This is a genomic window from Nocardiopsis deserti, from assembly GCF_008638355.1.
In the GTDB taxonomy this organism is placed as follows: Bacteria; Actinomycetota; Actinomycetes; order Streptosporangiales; family Streptosporangiaceae; genus Nocardiopsis; species Nocardiopsis alborubida.
Genome location: NZ_ML703348.1, coordinates 491,821 through 507,063, shown reverse-complemented (window position 1 = coordinate 507,063; position 15,243 = coordinate 491,821). Strand labels below are relative to the sequence as shown.

The 15,243-nt window shown below is 72.5% G+C and carries 16 protein-coding genes; 10 read left to right on the top strand and 6 right to left on the bottom strand.

Annotation, left to right across the window (positions count from 1 at the left end; genetic code table 11):
* Window positions 1–5: 5 nt before the first annotated feature.
* Entirely contained in the window at window positions 6–968 is a 963-nt protein-coding gene (locus FYW99_RS04900) for an asparaginase (RefSeq protein ID WP_150250608.1), read from the bottom strand.
* Window positions 969–1,285: 317 nt separating this feature from the next.
* Between FYW99_RS04900 and FYW99_RS04895 the strand changes: the two genes are divergently transcribed.
* A complete protein-coding gene (locus FYW99_RS04895; RefSeq protein WP_150250606.1) occupies window positions 1,286–2,305 on the top strand; it encodes a 3'-5' exonuclease in 1,020 nt (339 codons plus the stop codon).
* Here FYW99_RS04895 and FYW99_RS04890 read toward each other — a convergent pair.
* The 3 genes from FYW99_RS04890 to FYW99_RS04880 all read right to left on the bottom strand — a co-directional run bounded on the left by FYW99_RS04890 (window position 2,286) and on the right by FYW99_RS04880 (window position 4,513).
* Complete coding sequence (locus FYW99_RS04890; RefSeq protein ID WP_150250604.1) at window positions 2,286–2,549, bottom strand: hypothetical protein; 264 nt, start codon at window positions 2,547–2,549, stop codon at window positions 2,286–2,288. The two genes, FYW99_RS04895 and FYW99_RS04890, sit on opposite strands and share 20 nt — an antisense overlap.
* Before the next feature lie 154 nt (window positions 2,550–2,703).
* The gene (locus FYW99_RS04885; RefSeq protein WP_150250602.1) at window positions 2,704–3,363 is read right to left on the bottom strand and encodes a TetR/AcrR family transcriptional regulator; all 660 of its coding nucleotides are present in this window, start codon (window positions 3,361–3,363) and stop codon (window positions 2,704–2,706) included.
* Window positions 3,364–3,631: 268 nt separating this feature from the next.
* Complete coding sequence (locus FYW99_RS04880; RefSeq protein ID WP_150250600.1) at window positions 3,632–4,513, bottom strand: alpha/beta fold hydrolase; 882 nt, start codon at window positions 4,511–4,513, stop codon at window positions 3,632–3,634.
* A gap of 107 nt (window positions 4,514–4,620) precedes the next feature.
* Between FYW99_RS04880 and FYW99_RS04875 the strand changes: the two genes are divergently transcribed.
* Window positions 4,621–5,124 (top strand): CGNR zinc finger domain-containing protein, encoded by a 504-nt coding sequence (locus FYW99_RS04875; RefSeq protein ID WP_150250598.1) that lies wholly within the window; start codon window positions 4,621–4,623, stop codon window positions 5,122–5,124.
* A 20-nt stretch (window positions 5,125–5,144) separates the two neighbouring features.
* Here the strand turns inward: FYW99_RS04875 and FYW99_RS04870 are convergent, their stop codons facing one another.
* A complete protein-coding gene (locus FYW99_RS04870) occupies window positions 5,145–5,876 on the bottom strand; it encodes a biliverdin-producing heme oxygenase (RefSeq protein ID WP_150250596.1) in 732 nt (243 codons plus the stop codon).
* Window positions 5,877–6,443: 567 nt separating this feature from the next.
* Here FYW99_RS04870 and FYW99_RS04865 point away from each other — a divergent pair.
* The 8 genes from FYW99_RS04865 (at window position 6,444) to FYW99_RS04830 (ending at window position 14,184) form a co-directional block, all read left to right on the top strand.
* Window positions 6,444–7,709 (top strand): PP2C family protein-serine/threonine phosphatase, encoded by a 1,266-nt coding sequence (locus FYW99_RS04865; protein ID WP_150250595.1) that lies wholly within the window; start codon window positions 6,444–6,446, stop codon window positions 7,707–7,709.
* A gap of 26 nt (window positions 7,710–7,735) precedes the next feature.
* A complete protein-coding gene (locus tag FYW99_RS04860; protein WP_150250771.1) occupies window positions 7,736–9,661 on the top strand; it encodes a sensor histidine kinase in 1,926 nt (641 codons plus the stop codon).
* A 28-nt stretch (window positions 9,662–9,689) separates the two neighbouring features.
* Window positions 9,690–10,124, top strand: a complete 435-nt coding sequence (locus tag FYW99_RS04855; RefSeq protein ID WP_150250593.1) for a response regulator — start codon at window positions 9,690–9,692, stop codon at window positions 10,122–10,124.
* A 324-nt stretch (window positions 10,125–10,448) separates the two neighbouring features.
* Window positions 10,449–10,859, top strand: coding sequence for a VOC family protein (locus FYW99_RS04850; protein WP_150250592.1), 411 nt, complete (start codon window positions 10,449–10,451; stop codon window positions 10,857–10,859).
* Window positions 10,860–11,052: 193 nt separating this feature from the next.
* Entirely contained in the window at window positions 11,053–11,580 is a 528-nt protein-coding gene (locus FYW99_RS04845; RefSeq protein WP_061080631.1) for a low molecular weight protein-tyrosine-phosphatase, read from the top strand.
* A gap of 23 nt (window positions 11,581–11,603) precedes the next feature.
* Window positions 11,604–12,530, top strand: a complete 927-nt coding sequence (locus FYW99_RS04840) for a fructosamine kinase family protein (RefSeq protein ID WP_150250590.1) — start codon at window positions 11,604–11,606, stop codon at window positions 12,528–12,530.
* Window positions 12,531–12,694: 164 nt separating this feature from the next.
* Window positions 12,695–13,387 (top strand): haloacid dehalogenase type II, encoded by a 693-nt coding sequence (locus FYW99_RS04835; protein ID WP_150250588.1) that lies wholly within the window; start codon window positions 12,695–12,697, stop codon window positions 13,385–13,387.
* A gap of 416 nt (window positions 13,388–13,803) precedes the next feature.
* A complete protein-coding gene (locus tag FYW99_RS04830) occupies window positions 13,804–14,184 on the top strand; it encodes a VOC family protein (RefSeq protein WP_150250586.1) in 381 nt (126 codons plus the stop codon).
* A gap of 63 nt (window positions 14,185–14,247) precedes the next feature.
* Here FYW99_RS04830 and FYW99_RS04825 read toward each other — a convergent pair whose 3' ends face one another.
* A complete protein-coding gene (locus tag FYW99_RS04825; RefSeq protein WP_150250584.1) occupies window positions 14,248–15,180 on the bottom strand; it encodes a zinc-binding dehydrogenase in 933 nt (310 codons plus the stop codon).
* Window positions 15,181–15,243: the final 63 nt, after the last annotated feature.

Genomic DNA, 15,243 nt, shown 5'->3' with positions numbered 1-15,243 from the left:
GTTCGTCAGAGTGGGCGGACCTCGCCGACGGGGGCGCCACCTCCGAGGACGTCGGCGCGCAACCGGTCCTGGACGGGGGAGACGTCCACACCGAGGGTCCGCAGCGCGTCGAGTGCGACCAGAGTACGCGCCCGCTCCTCGGCGTCCCCGTCGCTGATCTTGACGGCGACGGTCTCACCGGTGGCGGCGCTGACCACCAGGACCCCGTCCGCGCCGCCCTTGGCGACCAGGCCGGGCATCCGCGTCATGAGGTCGGTGTCGATCCGGTCGCTGCCCGCCACGTACAGCGGGTGTGCGCTCATCGCCTCGACCACGGCCCGCTCTGGGCCTCCCCCGGGGGCGGTGCGCATGCGCCACAGGCCGCGGGCCAGGCCGGTCAGGGACACCGCCATCTGGGGCGCCCCGCAGCCGTCCACGGCGGTGTGCGCGACCGGTTCCCCGCACAGCTCCTCGATGGTCTCGCGGACCAGGACCTGGAAGGGGTGCTCGGCTTCGAGGTAGTCCCCGGTGCTCCACCCCCGGGCGACGCAGGCGGCGAGCATGCCCGCGTGCTTGCCGGAGCAGTTCATCAGCACGCGCTCGGGCTCGCGTCCGGCGCGGACGAACGCGGTGCGCGCGTCCTTGCCACCGGGGGCGGCCGGGGGACAGCCCAGGGCGTCGGCGGTGAGCCCGGCCGCGGCCAGGATGCGCTCGGTCTCGGCGGTGTGCGCGTCCTCACCGGAGTGGCTGCCCGCGGCGATGGCCAGCGAGGGGCCCTCCAGGGGCGCGCCCGCCCGCAGCATCGCCAGCGCCTGGAAGGGCTTGGCCGAGGAGCGCGGGAACATGGGCTGGTGCACGGGGCCGCGCGCGTAGGCGATCCGGCCGTCCGCGGCCAGTCCGACGACCGCGCCGTAGTGGACGCTCTCCAGCATTCCGGACCGGATGACCTGCGCCAGGGGGACGTACTCGGGCAGCGGGCTCTGGGGCATGCGGGCTTCTCCTCGCCGTTGAGGTCGGGTCAGGGTGCGCGTGGAGTGTCCGCCTGTGGGTGGACACGACTGAGAACGTTACATAACCCCCCTTTCTTCCGGTCGCTCCGCGGTCGTGGAACCGGTCCCGCCGGAGCCGTTGCCGGGGCCGTTTCCCGGGCCGCGGGCCCGGCCGGGGCGGTCGGCCGTCCCGTCGGCGGGAACGGCCCTCCCACGTGCACGGGGTCCGCTGTCGGACGCGGGGAGTAAGGTCGTTGCCGGTAAGCGGCAAGGTGGAACAGCCGTTCGGCACGACGGACGAAGGAGTGGGGCACACGATGGGAACGCTGCGGATGGGCGCGCTGACCCGGCGCAGGGTCGGCATGCGGGCGGCGGACCTGGAGTACGCGGTGCTCGACATGGAGACCACCGGCCTCGACCCCCGCGAGGGCGCGCGCATCGTGGAGATCGCCGTGGTGCGCGTGCGCGGCGACGGCAAGCTCGTCGAGGAGTTCAGCACCCTGGTCGACCCGCGCGCGCCGGTGGGCGGCCGTGAGTTCCACGGCATCGGCGAGGGCGACACCGTGGGCGCCCCGACCGCGGCGCAGGTGGCGCCAAGGCTCACCGAACTGCTCTCCGGAGCGGTCGTGGTCGGCCACAACCTCGACTTCGAACAGCGCTTCCTCGCCTCGGAACTGGTGCCCGCCGGACTGCCCACGGGCCAGGCCGGGCTGTGCACGCTGCGCGCGCTGCGCTCCCAGGTGGAGCTGGAGCGGTACTCGCTGCCCAAGGCCTCCCACCGGCTCAGCGGCGACTGGCCGACCGGACAGCACACCGCGCTGGGCGACGCCCGCGCCTGCGCCAAACTGCTCTCGGAGATGCTCGCCAACGCCCCCGGCGAGCTGCGCTACGGCGGTCCCGCGCCCAAACGGCTCGCCGTGCCGGGCCCGGTCCCCGGTCCGGGGGGTGCGGCGGAGCCCGTCCGCTGGAAGCCGCGCACGTCGTCGGTGCCCGGCGGGCTCCCGCCGCTGGGCCCCTGGCAGGCGCGGTGGCGGCCCCACGAACTGGACCCGCTGCTGTGCGGCGGGGCCTTCGGGGCCACGGACCGCGCCATCGCGGAGATGGCCGCGCACCGCGACACCCGCTTGCGCGAGCGGCTGGCCGCGGCCGCAGCGGTGACGGGCGGGCTCGCGGCCACGGCCGCGGGCGGCCTGCTGCTGCGCATGGCCGGTGGCGGGAGCACGCGCGGCCCCGGTTACCCGGCCGGACGCGGCGACGGCTCCCCGGCGCGGCTGCTCGGCCGGATCGGCCGGTCCGTGCTCGGGGACCGGCCGGGGCTCAAAGACCCGACAGCGTGAGGAAGAACGCCACGATCAGCGCGCTTCCGCCGAGTGTGGTGAGCAGCGCCTTGCCCGGTTCGGTGAGCCGGGCCGACACCAGGCGCACGCGGGGGCGGACCGTCTCCGGACTCCGCGCGGTGGCCACGGAGCCGCCGCGGTCGGGGCGGGGCGCCGGGATTCGTCCGGGGACGTAGCTGGGGACCTTGTTGAACATGGCGACCGTCACCAGGACGGCGCCGAGGAGGATCAGTACGAGGGACACGTCGGAGAGGGCCTCACACTCGGTCGAAGGGGCGACCGCCCCGAAGGGCGGGCGGGGGCACCGATTCTGACCGATGTCGCCGTACCGTTGCGACTTGATATCGCCTCGCCAACGTTGTGGCGCAGGTTACGGGCCAGCCTTTATGACTGCCTGCTCACATCTCGCCACGGAGGGTGTTTCTCGCGGCGGTCTGCGGAAGAACGGTGTCCACGGTTTCGGTCGCCACGCCGAGGGCGCGGAGCACGAACCGGGTGACCAGGGCGTGGGTCTCGTCGAGGTCGATCTCGCCGCTGACGAGGGGCAGGCGCTGGGAGCCGACCATCGACAGGGCCAGCCGGGAGACGGGCTCGGCGGGCAGGGGGTCGAACTCGCCCGCGGCGGTGCCCTCCTCCAGGATCTCGGTCAGCAGGCGCTGCATGGGCGCCACGTGGGCGGCGAGCGCCTGGTAGGCGTCAGGGCCGAGACTGGCCCCGAGTTCGGCGGCGGGCGGGTGCGGATGCGCCATGATGCCCTCCAGCTGGAGGCGGACGAACGCCGAGAGCCGCCGCGCCGCCGAGACGCCCGAGGGGAGTTCGCGCCTGTACCGCTCGACGAACGCGCTGTTGATCTGCTCGGTGAAGGCCAGGAGCAGCGAGGGCTTGTCGGGGAAGTAGTTGTACAGGGCGGTACGGGTGATCCCCGCGGAGTTGGCCACGTCGGTCATGGAGATGCGGTCGATCCCCTGGGTCCGGATCAGCTCGTCGACGGCGTCCATGATGCGATCCCGTGTGCGGGCACGGTGGGCGGCGATGGTCGGCGCCGTGATCTTGGGCATCCTCCTATGGTGTCACGCCCGGGAGCGGGACGGGGCGGTGATCGGTGACCGTGCGCAGCGGTGGGGCCAGGGGGCGCGGGGGCGCTGGGCCGGGGCGGGCGCGGGCACGCTGGGGCTGTCGGGCCCCGGTCGTCTCCGGGGTGTCCTGGAGCCCCGCCTGCCGGGGCGGGCCCGACGGGTGGTCGGTGCCGGGCCCGTCCGGCCGCCGGCTCCGCCCGCGCGACGCGGCGTCGTCCCGAGCCGTCGGCTCCGGCGGCGCGGACGGACGTCAGCCCCGGGCCGCCAGCAGCGTACGGGTCAGGAAGCCCCGGACGTGGTCGGCCGTGCTGTCCAGGTGGCTCTCCAACAGGAAGTGGCCGCCTCCGGGCACCAGGCGGATCTCGGCGTCCGGCAGGTCCCGCGCGAAGGCGCGCGCGCCTTCGGGGCCGAAGATGCGGTCCTCCGCTCCCCACACGGCCAGGAGCGGTACGCGGCTCTCCCGGAAGTACGCGTGCACCCGCGGGTAGAGGGGCGGGTTGGTGGCGTAGTCACGGAAGAGGGCGAGCTGTACGAGGTCGTTGCCGGGGCGGCTGATGTCGCGGTGGTCGGCCGTCCAGGTGTCGGGGTCGACCAGTTCGGGGCGGTCCACCCCGTGCAGGTACTGCCAGCGGACGGCGTCCAGGCCGAGGGCGGCGCGGACCGCCGGTTCCGTCGCGGGCCCCGGGTCCTCGGCGTAGGCCCACACGGGCGCCCAGAACCCGGGGACGAAGCCGTCCTCGTAGGCGTTGCCGCTCTGGGTGACCACCGCGGTGACCGCCTCCGGGGCGCGCAGCGCGAGCCGCCACCCGACGGGCGCGCCGTAGTCCTGCACGTAGACGGCGTAGCTGGTGACGCCGAGCCCTGCCAGGAGCGCCTCCGTGACGTCGGTGAGCGCGTCGAACGTGTACGCGAACGCGTCGGCGGGCGGGGCGTCGGAGCGGCCGAAGCCGAGGTGGTCGGGGGCGATGACGCGGAACCGGTCGGCGAGCTCCGGGATCAGTCGGCGGAACATGCGCGAGCTGGTGGGGAACCCGTGCAGGAGCACCAGGGCGGGCGCGTCACGGGGCCCGGCCTCCCGGTAGAAGACGCGGTGTCCGCGCACGGTGGCGTACTGGTGGTGGATCTCCGTCATGGCTAACCCTCCAAAGTCATTTTGATGGTTATCTGTGCCCCCAGTGGAGCGGAGGTGGGGTAACCTGTCAAGTCGGCGAAGAGGGTTATTTCGTGAGGTGGGCGGTCATGATCGACGAGGGAGCGCTGCTCGAAGCGCTGAACAGCACCCCTGTGGTGGACGGCCGACCGCGGGACCTGTGGGCCGATGACGCCGCGCTGCGGCGGTGGGCGCGGGAGCACGGCGGTCCCGGCGCCGCGTCGGAGACCGGCTGGCTGCGGACGGCGAGGGACGTGCTCCAGGCCGCCACGCGCGGCCCCGTGCCCGAGGAGCGGATGCGGCGGATGCTCGACGGAGTCTCCCGGCTTCCCGAGGTCGGCGGGTCGGACCTGCGGTGGCGTCTGCACGCGCCGCCCGAGCGGGTGCTCGCGGTGGAACTGGTGCTCGCCTGGTACGACGTCCGGGAGCGCAGGCCCGGACGGCTGCGCCCCTGCGGCAACGGTGAGTGCCGCCTCTTCCTCCTCGACCGCAGCCGCGCCAACACCGCCCGCTGGTGTTCGATGAGGACCTGCGGCAACCGCCTGAAGGCCCGCCGCCACCAGGAGCGGGCCCGTCAGACCCCGGCGCCCTGACGGGCGCACGCGGTCAGCGTTCAGGCGGCGTCGGCGCCCGCCCCGGCGTCCGCCCCCGCCTCCGGATCGGCCTCGGGAGCGTACAGCCGGCCCAGGTCGGCGAACACCTCGGTGTTGAACTGGTAGGCCAGCCGTGTCTCGGCCACCATGCGGGCGGCGGCGGTCCCGCCCAGGTCCAGGGAGTCGAGCCGCTCCCGGTACCCGGTGCGGAAGCGGGGCAGGCTGCCCAGTGCGTCGAAGACGTAGAAGGAGACACCGGCCGTGTCGCTCAGACCGTAGGTCCTGGCGGCCACACGGCGGATGAACTGGCCGCCGGACACGTCGCCCATGTAGCGGGTGTAGTGGTGTGCGACGAACCCCTCGGGGTGGTCGGCCATCTGCTCGATGCGCGCCGCGTAGGTGCGCGTGGCCGGGGTGGGGGCGATCCTGTCGCGCCAGTCGGCGCCGAGCAGGTGCTCCAGGTCGCGGACCAGCGCGGGGACCCGCTCCAGCTCCGGGTAGCGGAACCTTCCGGCGACGGGGTCGCCCGCCAGCCGCCGACCGGTCTCCTCCAGCGCGACGTAGGCGAAGTAGTGCTGGGCGACCATGCCGGTGTACCCGTCCAGGGGAAGCGTGCCGTCCATGAGGGCCCGGGTGAACCCGTGGTCCTCGGCGGCCCGGTGGTCGCTCCAGGTCGCCGCGCGGAGCCGTTCGGAGAACGTCTCGGGTGCGTCGGGGGCGGTCGTCGCGGGAACCTCGGCCGTTGTGCTCATCAGTGCTCTCCGCCTTCGGTCCGGCGTCTTTATGACATCATGTCATTTAGGCGGAGGCTGCTGTCAAGAGGGATATGACGCCCTGTCATGAAAACTTGCCCGGTGCGCTCGGGTGGCGAAGCGCTGCCGTTCCGGAGTCCGCCCCGAGGTTCGCCGTCCCGCTCCCGGTGCGCGTCTCCCGTCGGGGCGCCCGCCTCTCCGGGAGGTCTCGGGTACGCTCGAAGAAATTCGGGAAGTGTCCCCCGTCACACCCTGCATGTGCTCGTGCACGGGCATATGCCCGTTCCGTCCGCGCGTCGGGACGAAGTGTCAGCGGGTTCTCCACCGCGGGCCAACAGGTCCTCACACAGGGAGAACAGGACTGTGATCCCGGTCTCCGGCGTCGGATGTGTCTCGTCACGGCCGCTGGTCAACAGGTCACCGGGGCGATTATCGTTTGGGTGTCGTGCGGTCCGGACCGCCGGGAGAACCCGGGGCGCTTCCCGGGTTCACGCGGCGCGACACGGCACCCACGAACCGGCAGACCAAGGGCGATGAGTGGATACCAGGAGAACAGGGCACGATCCCGTGACGGTGATCGGCGGGGAGACGGCACGAGCCGCCTCCGCCAACGATGCTGCCTCGCACGACGGGGCCTTCCTGGGCGACGACACCGTCCCGAACGAGCGGGTGGAGGCTGCTGTCGAACCGGTTGACGTCCTACTCATAGAAGACGACCCCGGGGACGCCTTCCTCGCCGAGGAACTGCTCGACGAGACGGCCCTGCCCACGCACATCACCTGGGTCCCCACCCTCGCCGAGGCGCGCCGACACCTGGAGGACTTCCGGGGCTGCGTGCTGCTCGACCTCAACCTCCCCGACGCCCACGGGCTGGACCTGCTCCGCGAGGTCCTGGAGAGCGCGCCCGCGGCCGCCGTCGTCGTCCTCACCGGACTCGACGACGAGCACGAGGGCGTCGCCGCCGTGTCCGCGGGCGCCCAGGACTACCTCGTCAAGGGCCAGGTCGACGGCTCGCTGCTCGGCCGCAGCCTGCGCTACTCCCTGGAGCGGCGCCGCGCCGACGAGAACGCCCGCCAGCTGCGCGAGGCCCGCATGAGCGCCCGCGAGAACATGCGCCTCGAACGCGGACTCCTGCCCCAGGTCCTCCTCCAGCGCTCACCCCTGGACCACCTCGCCTACTACCGACCCGGTCGCAAGCGCGCCCTGGTCGGCGGGGACTTCTACGACGCGGTCGAGAAGGACGGCACCACCCACGTCATCATCGGCGACGTCAGCGGGCACGGCCCCGACGAGGCGGCGCTCGGTGTCAGCCTGCGCATCGCCTGGCGCGCCCTGATCATGGGCGGCGTCGACGAGCACAGGGTGCTGCCCAACCTGGAGGACATCCTGGTCACCGAGCGGGCCCAGGAGGAGATGTACGCCACCCTGTGCATGGCCAGCCTGGACACCGGCGACGACCGGGTCAGGCTCCGCGTGCTGGGCCACCCGCCGCCCATGGTCCTGCGCGACGGCGCCGTCGAGGAGACACGCGTCACCCCGCAGCCGCCCCTGGGCGTCTTCCCGGTCGAGCAGACCGACACCGACACGGTCGTGCTCCCCGCCGGGGCGACCATGCTCTTCTACACCGACGGCCTCGTGGACGCCTACGACGGCGCCCCGCCCGCGCGCCTGGAGGTCGCGGGCCTGCGCCGGATGGTCTCCGGCGTGCTGGAACGGGGCACCTCCCTGGCCGGACTGCCCGAACGCCTGGTGGACGAGGCCGAGCGCAGCAACGGGGGGCCGCTCCAGGACGACGTGGCGATGCTGCTCATCACCCACGGAGAGCCCGAGTGACACCGACGACCGGGGAGGGGACGGCCATGGAGACCGAGGAATCCGGGCCGACCCCGGACGCCGGCGCGCGCGGCGGAGCCTCGATCGGCGGCACGCACTTCGTCAACGGCACCAACCATGAGGGGAAGCGCTCGGCCCGCCAGTCGTGGAGCCTGCGGCGGCGCGTCACGAGCCTGCTGGCCGTGGTCGCCGTCGTCCTGGTCGTGGCGGTGTCCGTCATCACCCTGGCGGCGTTCCAGGCCCGCGAGTCCCTGGCGCTCCAGGTCGACTCCCTGACGCCCGCCGTGAGCGCGGTCGAGCAGACGCACTCGGCCTACCTCACCCAGGACCACGCCCTGCGCGGCTACATCCTCACCCAGGACCGCGAGTTCCTCCAGCCCTACGTCGAGAGCCAGCTGACGCTGACGGAGAACCAGGCCGTCCTGGCCCAGCTGGCCGAGGACAACCCCGAGGTGGCCACCAACGTCGACGACCTGCTCACCGTGGGCCGGGTGTGGACCGAGGAGTTCGCCGAGCCCGCCCTGGAGCAGGTCAGCAGGGGACAGGAGGTCACCCAGGAGGAGCTGCGGCGCGGCCGGGTCCTCTTCCTGGAGCTCAGCCGGATCAGCGACGCCACCACCAGCCAGTTGGAGGCGGAGATCAAGGAGGCCCGCGAGGGCCTGACCCTGGCCACCCAGCAGGTCGTGGCACTGCTGGTCCTGGTCGGCCTGGTCGTGGTGTTCCTGTCGGTGTTCCTGTGGGTGATGCTCCAGCAGTGGGTACTGCGCCCCCTGGAGGAACTCGCCGGGCACATGCGCCAGGTGTCGGAGGGCTACTACGCCCACCGGATCTCCCTGCACGGCCCGCCGGAGATCGTCCGGCTCGGCCGCGACGTGGACGCCATGCGCGAGCGCATCGTGCAGGACCTGGACGAGGTCGCCTCCGCGCGGCGCAAGCTCCAGGAGCAGTCCGTCCTCATGGAGAACCAGACCGAGGAGCTGCGCCGCTCCAACCTGGAGCTGGAACAGTTCGCCTACGTCGCCTCCCACGACCTCCAGGAGCCGCTGCGCAAGGTGGCGAGCTTCTGCCAGCTGCTCCAGCGCCGCTACCAGGGGCAGTTGGACGAGCGCGCCGACTCCTACATCGACTTCGCGGTCGAGGGCGCCAAGCGTATGCAGACCCTCATCAACGACCTGCTGGCCTTCTCCCGGGTCGGCCGGGTCAGGAACTTCGCGCCGGTCGCCCTCGACGACGCGCTGGACGACGCACTGAGCAGCCTGTCCACCCGTCTGGAGGAGGCCGACGCCGAGGTCACCCGGGACCCGATGCCGACCGTGCAGGGCGACCGCACCCTCCTGACCCAGGTGTTCTTCAACCTCGTGGGCAACGCCGTGAAGTTCCGCGGAGAGGAGGACCCCCGGGTCCACATCAGCGCCGAGCGGCGCGGTGACGAGTGGGTGTTCTGCTGCTCCGACAACGGGATCGGAATCGAACCGCAGTACGCGGAGCGCATCTTCGTGATCTTCCAGCGGTTGCATACCAGGGACAAGTACACGGGGACCGGCATCGGTCTGGCGATGTGCAAGAAGATCGTGGAGTTCCACGGGGGGCGGATCTGGCTGGAAACCGACCCCCCGGCCCCTGAGGAATCCGAAACCTCAGGTGACCGGGACTCTGGCCGAACCGGAACACGCATATGCTGGTCCTTGCCCGCCGACCCCGCGGAGGACGAGGACCCGGCCCCCGACAGGGGAACCGCCGAGCCCATCGCCGTCGATAGTGGGGACGAGGGCACCGAGGACGCCGAGACCACCCCCGAGGACTCGGCTCCGACGGCCGCACGACAGCCCACGGGTACGGACAACCCTGGGGAGGACGGCGCCGAACCGGGTGACAGGCCCGGCGGCGTCCGCTCCGCCCAGCCCGACACCGGTGGCGGTACGGTTCCCCCCGGTCACGGGGCGGGACCCTGAGCAGGGGTCTGGAAGCTTGAGCGAGGTCATGTTGGTGCATCCCATCGAGGTGCTGCTGGTCGAGGACGACCCCGGCGACGTCCTGATGACCAGGGAGGCGTTCGAGGAACACAAGCTGGGCAACCGCCTGCACGTGGTCTCCGACGGCGTCGAGGCGCTGCGCTTCCTACGCCGCGAGGGCGAGTTCGCCGACGCGCCCCGCCCCCACCTGATCCTGCTCGACCTCAACCTGCCCCGGAAGGACGGCAGGGAGGTGCTGGAGGAGGTCAAGAACGACGAGGACCTCGCGCACATCCCCGTCGTGGTGCTCACCACCTCCGAGGCGGAGGAGGACGTGCTGCGCAGCTACCGCCTGCACGCCAACGCCTACGTGCCCAAGCCGGTGGACTTCGACCAGTTCATACGGGTGGTCCGGCAGATCGACGACTTCTTCGTCAGCGTGGTGCGCCTGCCCAAGGGTTAGGGTGCGCCTGCCCGAGGGCTGGGCGGCGCGCCCGTCCCGCGGGGCCGCGCCCGTCTCACGGGGCTCACCCGTCCCTTGGGGCGGTGCGGGGAGGGGCAGGGGGGACCCGCGCGGTCGCGGCGGCCCCTCCGCAGGGGTTTTCCACAGCCGCGCACAGGGACTACCGCGGTGCGTCCGCCCGCGGTTCCATGGATACAGGGGGGCCACCCACCCCCCCGCCTCGTGCTGCCCTGCGCGCCGCTCCGGTCGCACCCGATGAGTTTCACCCCCGTCCGCGGTCGGTACGGGTGACCGTGTCCTGTACCCCGACCGAACGGAGCGGCCGTGTCCGCCAAGGCCCGTGGCCTCCACATCAGTCTGCCGATCGCCGACCGTGGGCGTGCGATGCTCTTCTACCGCGACGCCCTCGGTTTCGAGCCCGTTGGCGAACCCGCAGAGGACGGCGTGCCCGAACCCCTGATGTTCCGCGTCGACCAGCGCACCCTGTTGGCCCTCATCCCCGCCGGAGGTTTCGGCTGGGTCCTCGGTGACAGCCGCCAACCGGCCCCCGCCGGAACCAGCGAGTGCCTCATGGGCGTGGAGATGGCCACCGAACAGGAGGTCACCGGCCTGGTCGAGCGGGTCCGCGGCGCGGGGGGAGAGGTGCTCGCCGAACCCGAGCACAAGCCCTGGGGGTACACGGCCCTGTGCGCCGACCCGGACGGACACGTCTGGCAGATCGGCGTCGCACCCTGACCGGGAGCGTTCACCAGCCCCCCGCGCCCCCGGTGCCCGTGCCGGTTCCGGGGGCGAGCCGGTGGTCTGCCCGCCCCGCCGTTCCCGCCCGCCCCGTCCCGGGGCGTTCCCCGCCGCCGTGTTCCCGCCCCGACGGACGAACGCGCGGGAGCCACAGCACGTGGCCGCAACGGTTTTTCGTTACGGTAAGGGCATGAGCTTGCCGGAACCGCGTGATCCCGCTGGTCCCTACCGCGTCAGTGTGGTGTGCCTGGGCAACATCTGCCGCTCGCCCATGGCGGAGAAGATCCTCGCCGCCGACCTCGAACGGGCCGGGATGAGCGAACTCGTGGCGGTGGACAGCTTCGGCACGGGCGACTGGCACGTGGGCGGCGGCATGGACCCGCGCGCGGCCTCCACCCTGCGCGTGCACGGATACCTCACCAGTCACACCGCCCGCCAGTTCGCCCACGACGTCCTGGCCGACCGCGACCTCCTCCTCGCCATGGACCTGGACAACGTCGACGAGATCCGGCGCGTCGTCGACGAGTACGGTGAGGAGTACGGGTTCGACATGTCGCGGGTCCGCCTCTTCCGCTCCTTCGCGCCCGGCACCGGACCCAATCCGGAGGTCCCCGATCCCTACTACGGCGGCGACGACGGGTTCACCGCCGTTCTGAACATGGTGGAGTCCGCGGCCAAGGGCCTCACCGGCGAGCTCGTCACCCGGTTGAGGCGGTAGCGCGGGTGAGGGGGGAGCGGATCGTGCGGGACTTCGGAGGCGACGACGGCGACGGGCCCGGGGAGGGGCGCCGCAGGGACCCGGTCGACGGGACCATGGCCGAGCGCCTCACCGTTCTGCTCGGCCGCGACGTCAGGCGCGCCGCCCGCGCCGGCAGCAGCCATGACTGGGACATCTACTACGCCGAACTCACCGACGGCACCCGCCTGTTCGTCAAGTCCCTGGTGCGGGGCGCCCCGCCCAACGGGGTGCTCACCGCCGAGGCGCGCGGCCTGGACTGGCTGGGCCGGACCTTCGGCTCGCCCGCCGTCGACGTCGTGGCCTGGGACGACCGCATCCTCGTCCTGCCGTGGATCGAGGAGTGCGAACCCACCGTGCAGGCCGCCGAACGCCTCGGCCGCCAGCTCGCCGGGATGCACCTGACCGGCGCCGACCACTTCGGCGCCGACTGGCCCGGCTACGTCGGCCCCCTGACCATGGACAACACCCCCGCCCGGGACTGGCCGCGCTTCTACGCCGAGCAGCGGCTGCGCCCCTACCTGCGCCAGGCACTGGACCAGGGCTCCCTCACCCCGACCGACGGCCGCGTGGTCGAGAAGGTGGTCGACGCCGTCGCCGACCTGGCCGGGGAACCCGAGGAGCCCGCGCGCGTCCACGGCGACCTGTGGAGCGGCAACGTCCTCTGGCGGGCGCAGGACGCGGTGGTCATCGACCCGGCCGCGCACGGCGGGCACCGCGAGGCCGACCTGGCCATGCTGGCCCTGTTCGGACTGCCCCACCTGGAACGGGTGCGCGATTCCTACAACGAGGTGGCGCCGCTGGCCTCCGGGTGGCGGTCGCGGGTCGCCCTGCACCAGCTGCACCCGCTGCTGGTCCACGTGTGCCTGTTCGGCGCCGCCTACCGCACCACGACCCTGGAGGCCGCGCGCACCGCCCTGCGCGGAGGCTGACCGCCCCGGCCGCCCGGTGCCGCTGGTGCCGCTGACCCCCTCCGCTGGAGGCGGAGCACGCGCACTATGCTCACCAACGTGCCCGGCGGACCGCTGAACCCTCCTGCAACCGAGCCCACGCGCATCCCGGGCGGCGCGGCGGAGGAACCTAGGGAGCGCTTCTCGTGACTTCACCCCCCGACGCAGACGTGGTCGTCTTCGACGTTCTCGGGACCATGGTCGATGAGCCCGGTGGGATCGGGCGCGGTATCCGAACACTGCGCCCGGGCATCGACGACGCGAGGGCGCGCGAGCTCGTCGAGGTGTGGAACAGGCATGTCGACGAGCAGCAGCGGGAAATGCTCGCGGGCCGCCGACCCTACGCCAGCAGCACGGTGATCGACCTCGAAGCGGCCACACGCGTAGCGGCCGAGGCCGGCGTCGGCGACGCGGACGCGATTCGCTCGCTGGCGGCCTCTGCGCAGCGCCTGGAACCCTGGCCGGACTCCGCTCCGGCGCTGGGCCGGATCGCCTCGTATTTCCCGGTGATCGGCCTGTCGAACGCCAGCCACTCAGCGCTCACCCGTATCAGCGCGCACGCCGGGCTCCGCTGGCACCAGGTGCTCTCTGCTGAGGACGCGCACAGCTACAAACCCCATCCCGACGTGTACCGGCTCGCGATCGCGAACGCGGGCTGCGCGCCGGACCGCATGCTCATGGTCGCCGCCCATGCCTGGGACCTGCGAGGTGCGCAGGCCCTGGGTATGAGGACCGCCTATGTCGAACGTCCCGTCGGGGATCCTCCGCGCGCCACGGACCGCTTCGACCTGGAGGCGAAGAGCCTCGACGACCTGGCCATAAGACTCAACGCGATCTGACGACCCGAGGCCTCCGGACCTGGAAACGAGGGTCTGGAGCCCGGAGTCTGGAGTCCGGAGTCTGGAGTCCGGGGTCTGGAACCTGAAGTCTGGGACTCCGAATCGAGAGCTGGGGGTCTGGAGCCCGGGGCCTGGGACCCCGAACCTGGAACCGAGGGCCTGGTATCCGAAGTCTGGAACTCCGGACCGAGAGCCTGGAGCCTGGAGGCCCGACTGGAGGCCCGAACCGAGAACTGAGGGGTTCGGAGGCCGGAGTCTGTGATCCTCGCCTGGGAGGCCCGGCCGGACAGACGCCGGAAATTCCCTCGCCCCTGCTCGCCTCGCCCGGTACGGTCTCGGAGTGTTGCCGCCGCGGAGTCCACGAGACCCGCGCGCGGCCACGCCCATAGTTCCCACGAGGAGAGCAGGTTTCGTCCATGGCATGTCGTATCAGTGAGCTCGTGCTCTCCTGCCGCGACCCCGAGGTGCTGGCGCGGTTCTGGTGCGAGGTCCTGGACTTCGTCGTGCTCGACCGCGAGGAGGAGGGCTGCATCGAGATCGGGCCGCGCGAGGGGTTCGGCGGGCTTCAGCCGACGATCATCCTCAGCCGCACCGAGGAGCCGGAGAAGGCGAAACCCCGGCTGCACATCGACGTCAACGCCACCGACCGCGACCAGGACGCCGAACTCGAACGCCTCCTGGCTGCCGGGGCCGTGTTCGCCGACATCGGTCAGACCGGGGAGGAACCCTGGCACGTCCTGGCCGATCCCGAGGGCAACGAGTTCTGCCTGCTCAGGGCACGCCTCGACCAGCTCTGACGGCCCCCGTCGGCAACGGCGGCCGATCCGTCTGCGTGGTCACGGGCGGCGCCAGTCGCGCCCTCATCCGGCGGTGAGCTCCAGAACGGCCTTGCCCCGCAGGCGGCGTTCGAGGAGGGCTGCCACGGCCTCGTCGGCCCGGTCCCACGAACCGCGCCAGGAGACCCCCGGATCGAGGTCCCCGGAGGCGACCCGACCGGCCAGCCAGCCCAGATCCCCGGTCGGAGCCACGCCGTCCTGGAGGTGGAACGTGGTGATGGAGCGGCCGTGCCGCCCGTCGTCCACGAGGAACGCGTCGAGTGGGAAGTGCTCAGGCTGCCCGGTCACGTGTCCGACGGCCACCAGGGTCCCCCCGGCGTTCAGCCTGTCGAAGGCCGCGACCAGCTGGGGGCCTCCGACGCAGTCCACGACCCCGTCGACCAGGTAGTCGAGTTCCCCGGGCTCCGACACCACCTCGTGGGCGCCCAGGTCGCGCAGTTCGGCGCCGTGGGACCGGGGCTCACCGGTGCAGGCGGTCACGTGGGCACCGCCCATGCGTGCGAGCTGGACCGCGTACCGCCCCACGCCACCGGTGGCCCCGGTGACCAGGATCCGCCTGCCGAGGAGGGACCCCGTCCTGCGCAGTGCGCGCAGGGCACTGGTGGCCGCCACCGGGACGGTGCTGAGGGCTCCGTGGTCCGCGCCCTCGGGGGCGGCCCCCAGGAAGCCGGTGTCGACGGCGCGCAGTTCGGCCCAGCCCCCCGCCGCACCCAGGGTGACCACTGTGGTTCCGGCGGCGGGGCCGGACCCGTCGGCGGCCGGGCGTTCCACGAATCCTGCTGCGTCCCACCCCGGCACGGTCGCGTCGGGCAGGCGGGAGACGGTGTCCGCCTCACCGAAGTTGAGCGATGCGGCCGTGACGCGGACCAGTGCCTGGTGCGGGGCTACGGCCGGTTCGGGAACCTCTCCGAGGCGCAGGTGGTGGGGTGCGGTGCGGTCGACGACCAGGGCGCGCATGTCCGGGCTCCTTCATGGGACGGGGTGGACAGGATCAGAATATGGCACTCAGTGGCTTTAGGC

What these genes read in the sequence shown, in the direction of transcription:
- FYW99_RS04900 (WP_150250608.1), bottom strand. Translation starts at nt 968, where the DNA reads ATGCCCCAGAGCCCGCTGCCCGAGTACGTCCCCCTGGCGCAGGTCATC.
- FYW99_RS04895 (WP_150250606.1), top strand. Translation starts at nt 1,286, where the DNA reads ATGGGAACGCTGCGGATGGGCGCGCTGACCCGGCGCAGGGTCGGCATG.
- FYW99_RS04885 (WP_150250602.1), bottom strand. Translation starts at nt 3,363, where the DNA reads ATGCCCAAGATCACGGCGCCGACCATCGCCGCCCACCGTGCCCGCACA.
- FYW99_RS04880 (WP_150250600.1), bottom strand. Translation starts at nt 4,513, where the DNA reads ATGACGGAGATCCACCACCAGTACGCCACCGTGCGCGGACACCGCGTC.
- FYW99_RS04875 (WP_150250598.1), top strand. Translation starts at nt 4,621, where the DNA reads ATGATCGACGAGGGAGCGCTGCTCGAAGCGCTGAACAGCACCCCTGTG.
- FYW99_RS04870 (WP_150250596.1), bottom strand. Translation starts at nt 5,876, where the DNA reads ATGAGCACAACGGCCGAGGTTCCCGCGACGACCGCCCCCGACGCACCC.
- FYW99_RS04860 (WP_150250771.1), top strand. Translation starts at nt 7,736, where the DNA reads ATGGAGACCGAGGAATCCGGGCCGACCCCGGACGCCGGCGCGCGCGGC.
- FYW99_RS04855 (WP_150250593.1), top strand. Translation starts at nt 9,690, where the DNA reads ATGTTGGTGCATCCCATCGAGGTGCTGCTGGTCGAGGACGACCCCGGC.
- FYW99_RS04845 (WP_061080631.1), top strand. Translation starts at nt 11,053, where the DNA reads ATGAGCTTGCCGGAACCGCGTGATCCCGCTGGTCCCTACCGCGTCAGT.
- FYW99_RS04830 (WP_150250586.1), top strand. Translation starts at nt 13,804, where the DNA reads ATGGCATGTCGTATCAGTGAGCTCGTGCTCTCCTGCCGCGACCCCGAG.
- FYW99_RS04825 (WP_150250584.1), bottom strand. Translation starts at nt 15,180, where the DNA reads ATGCGCGCCCTGGTCGTCGACCGCACCGCACCCCACCACCTGCGCCTC.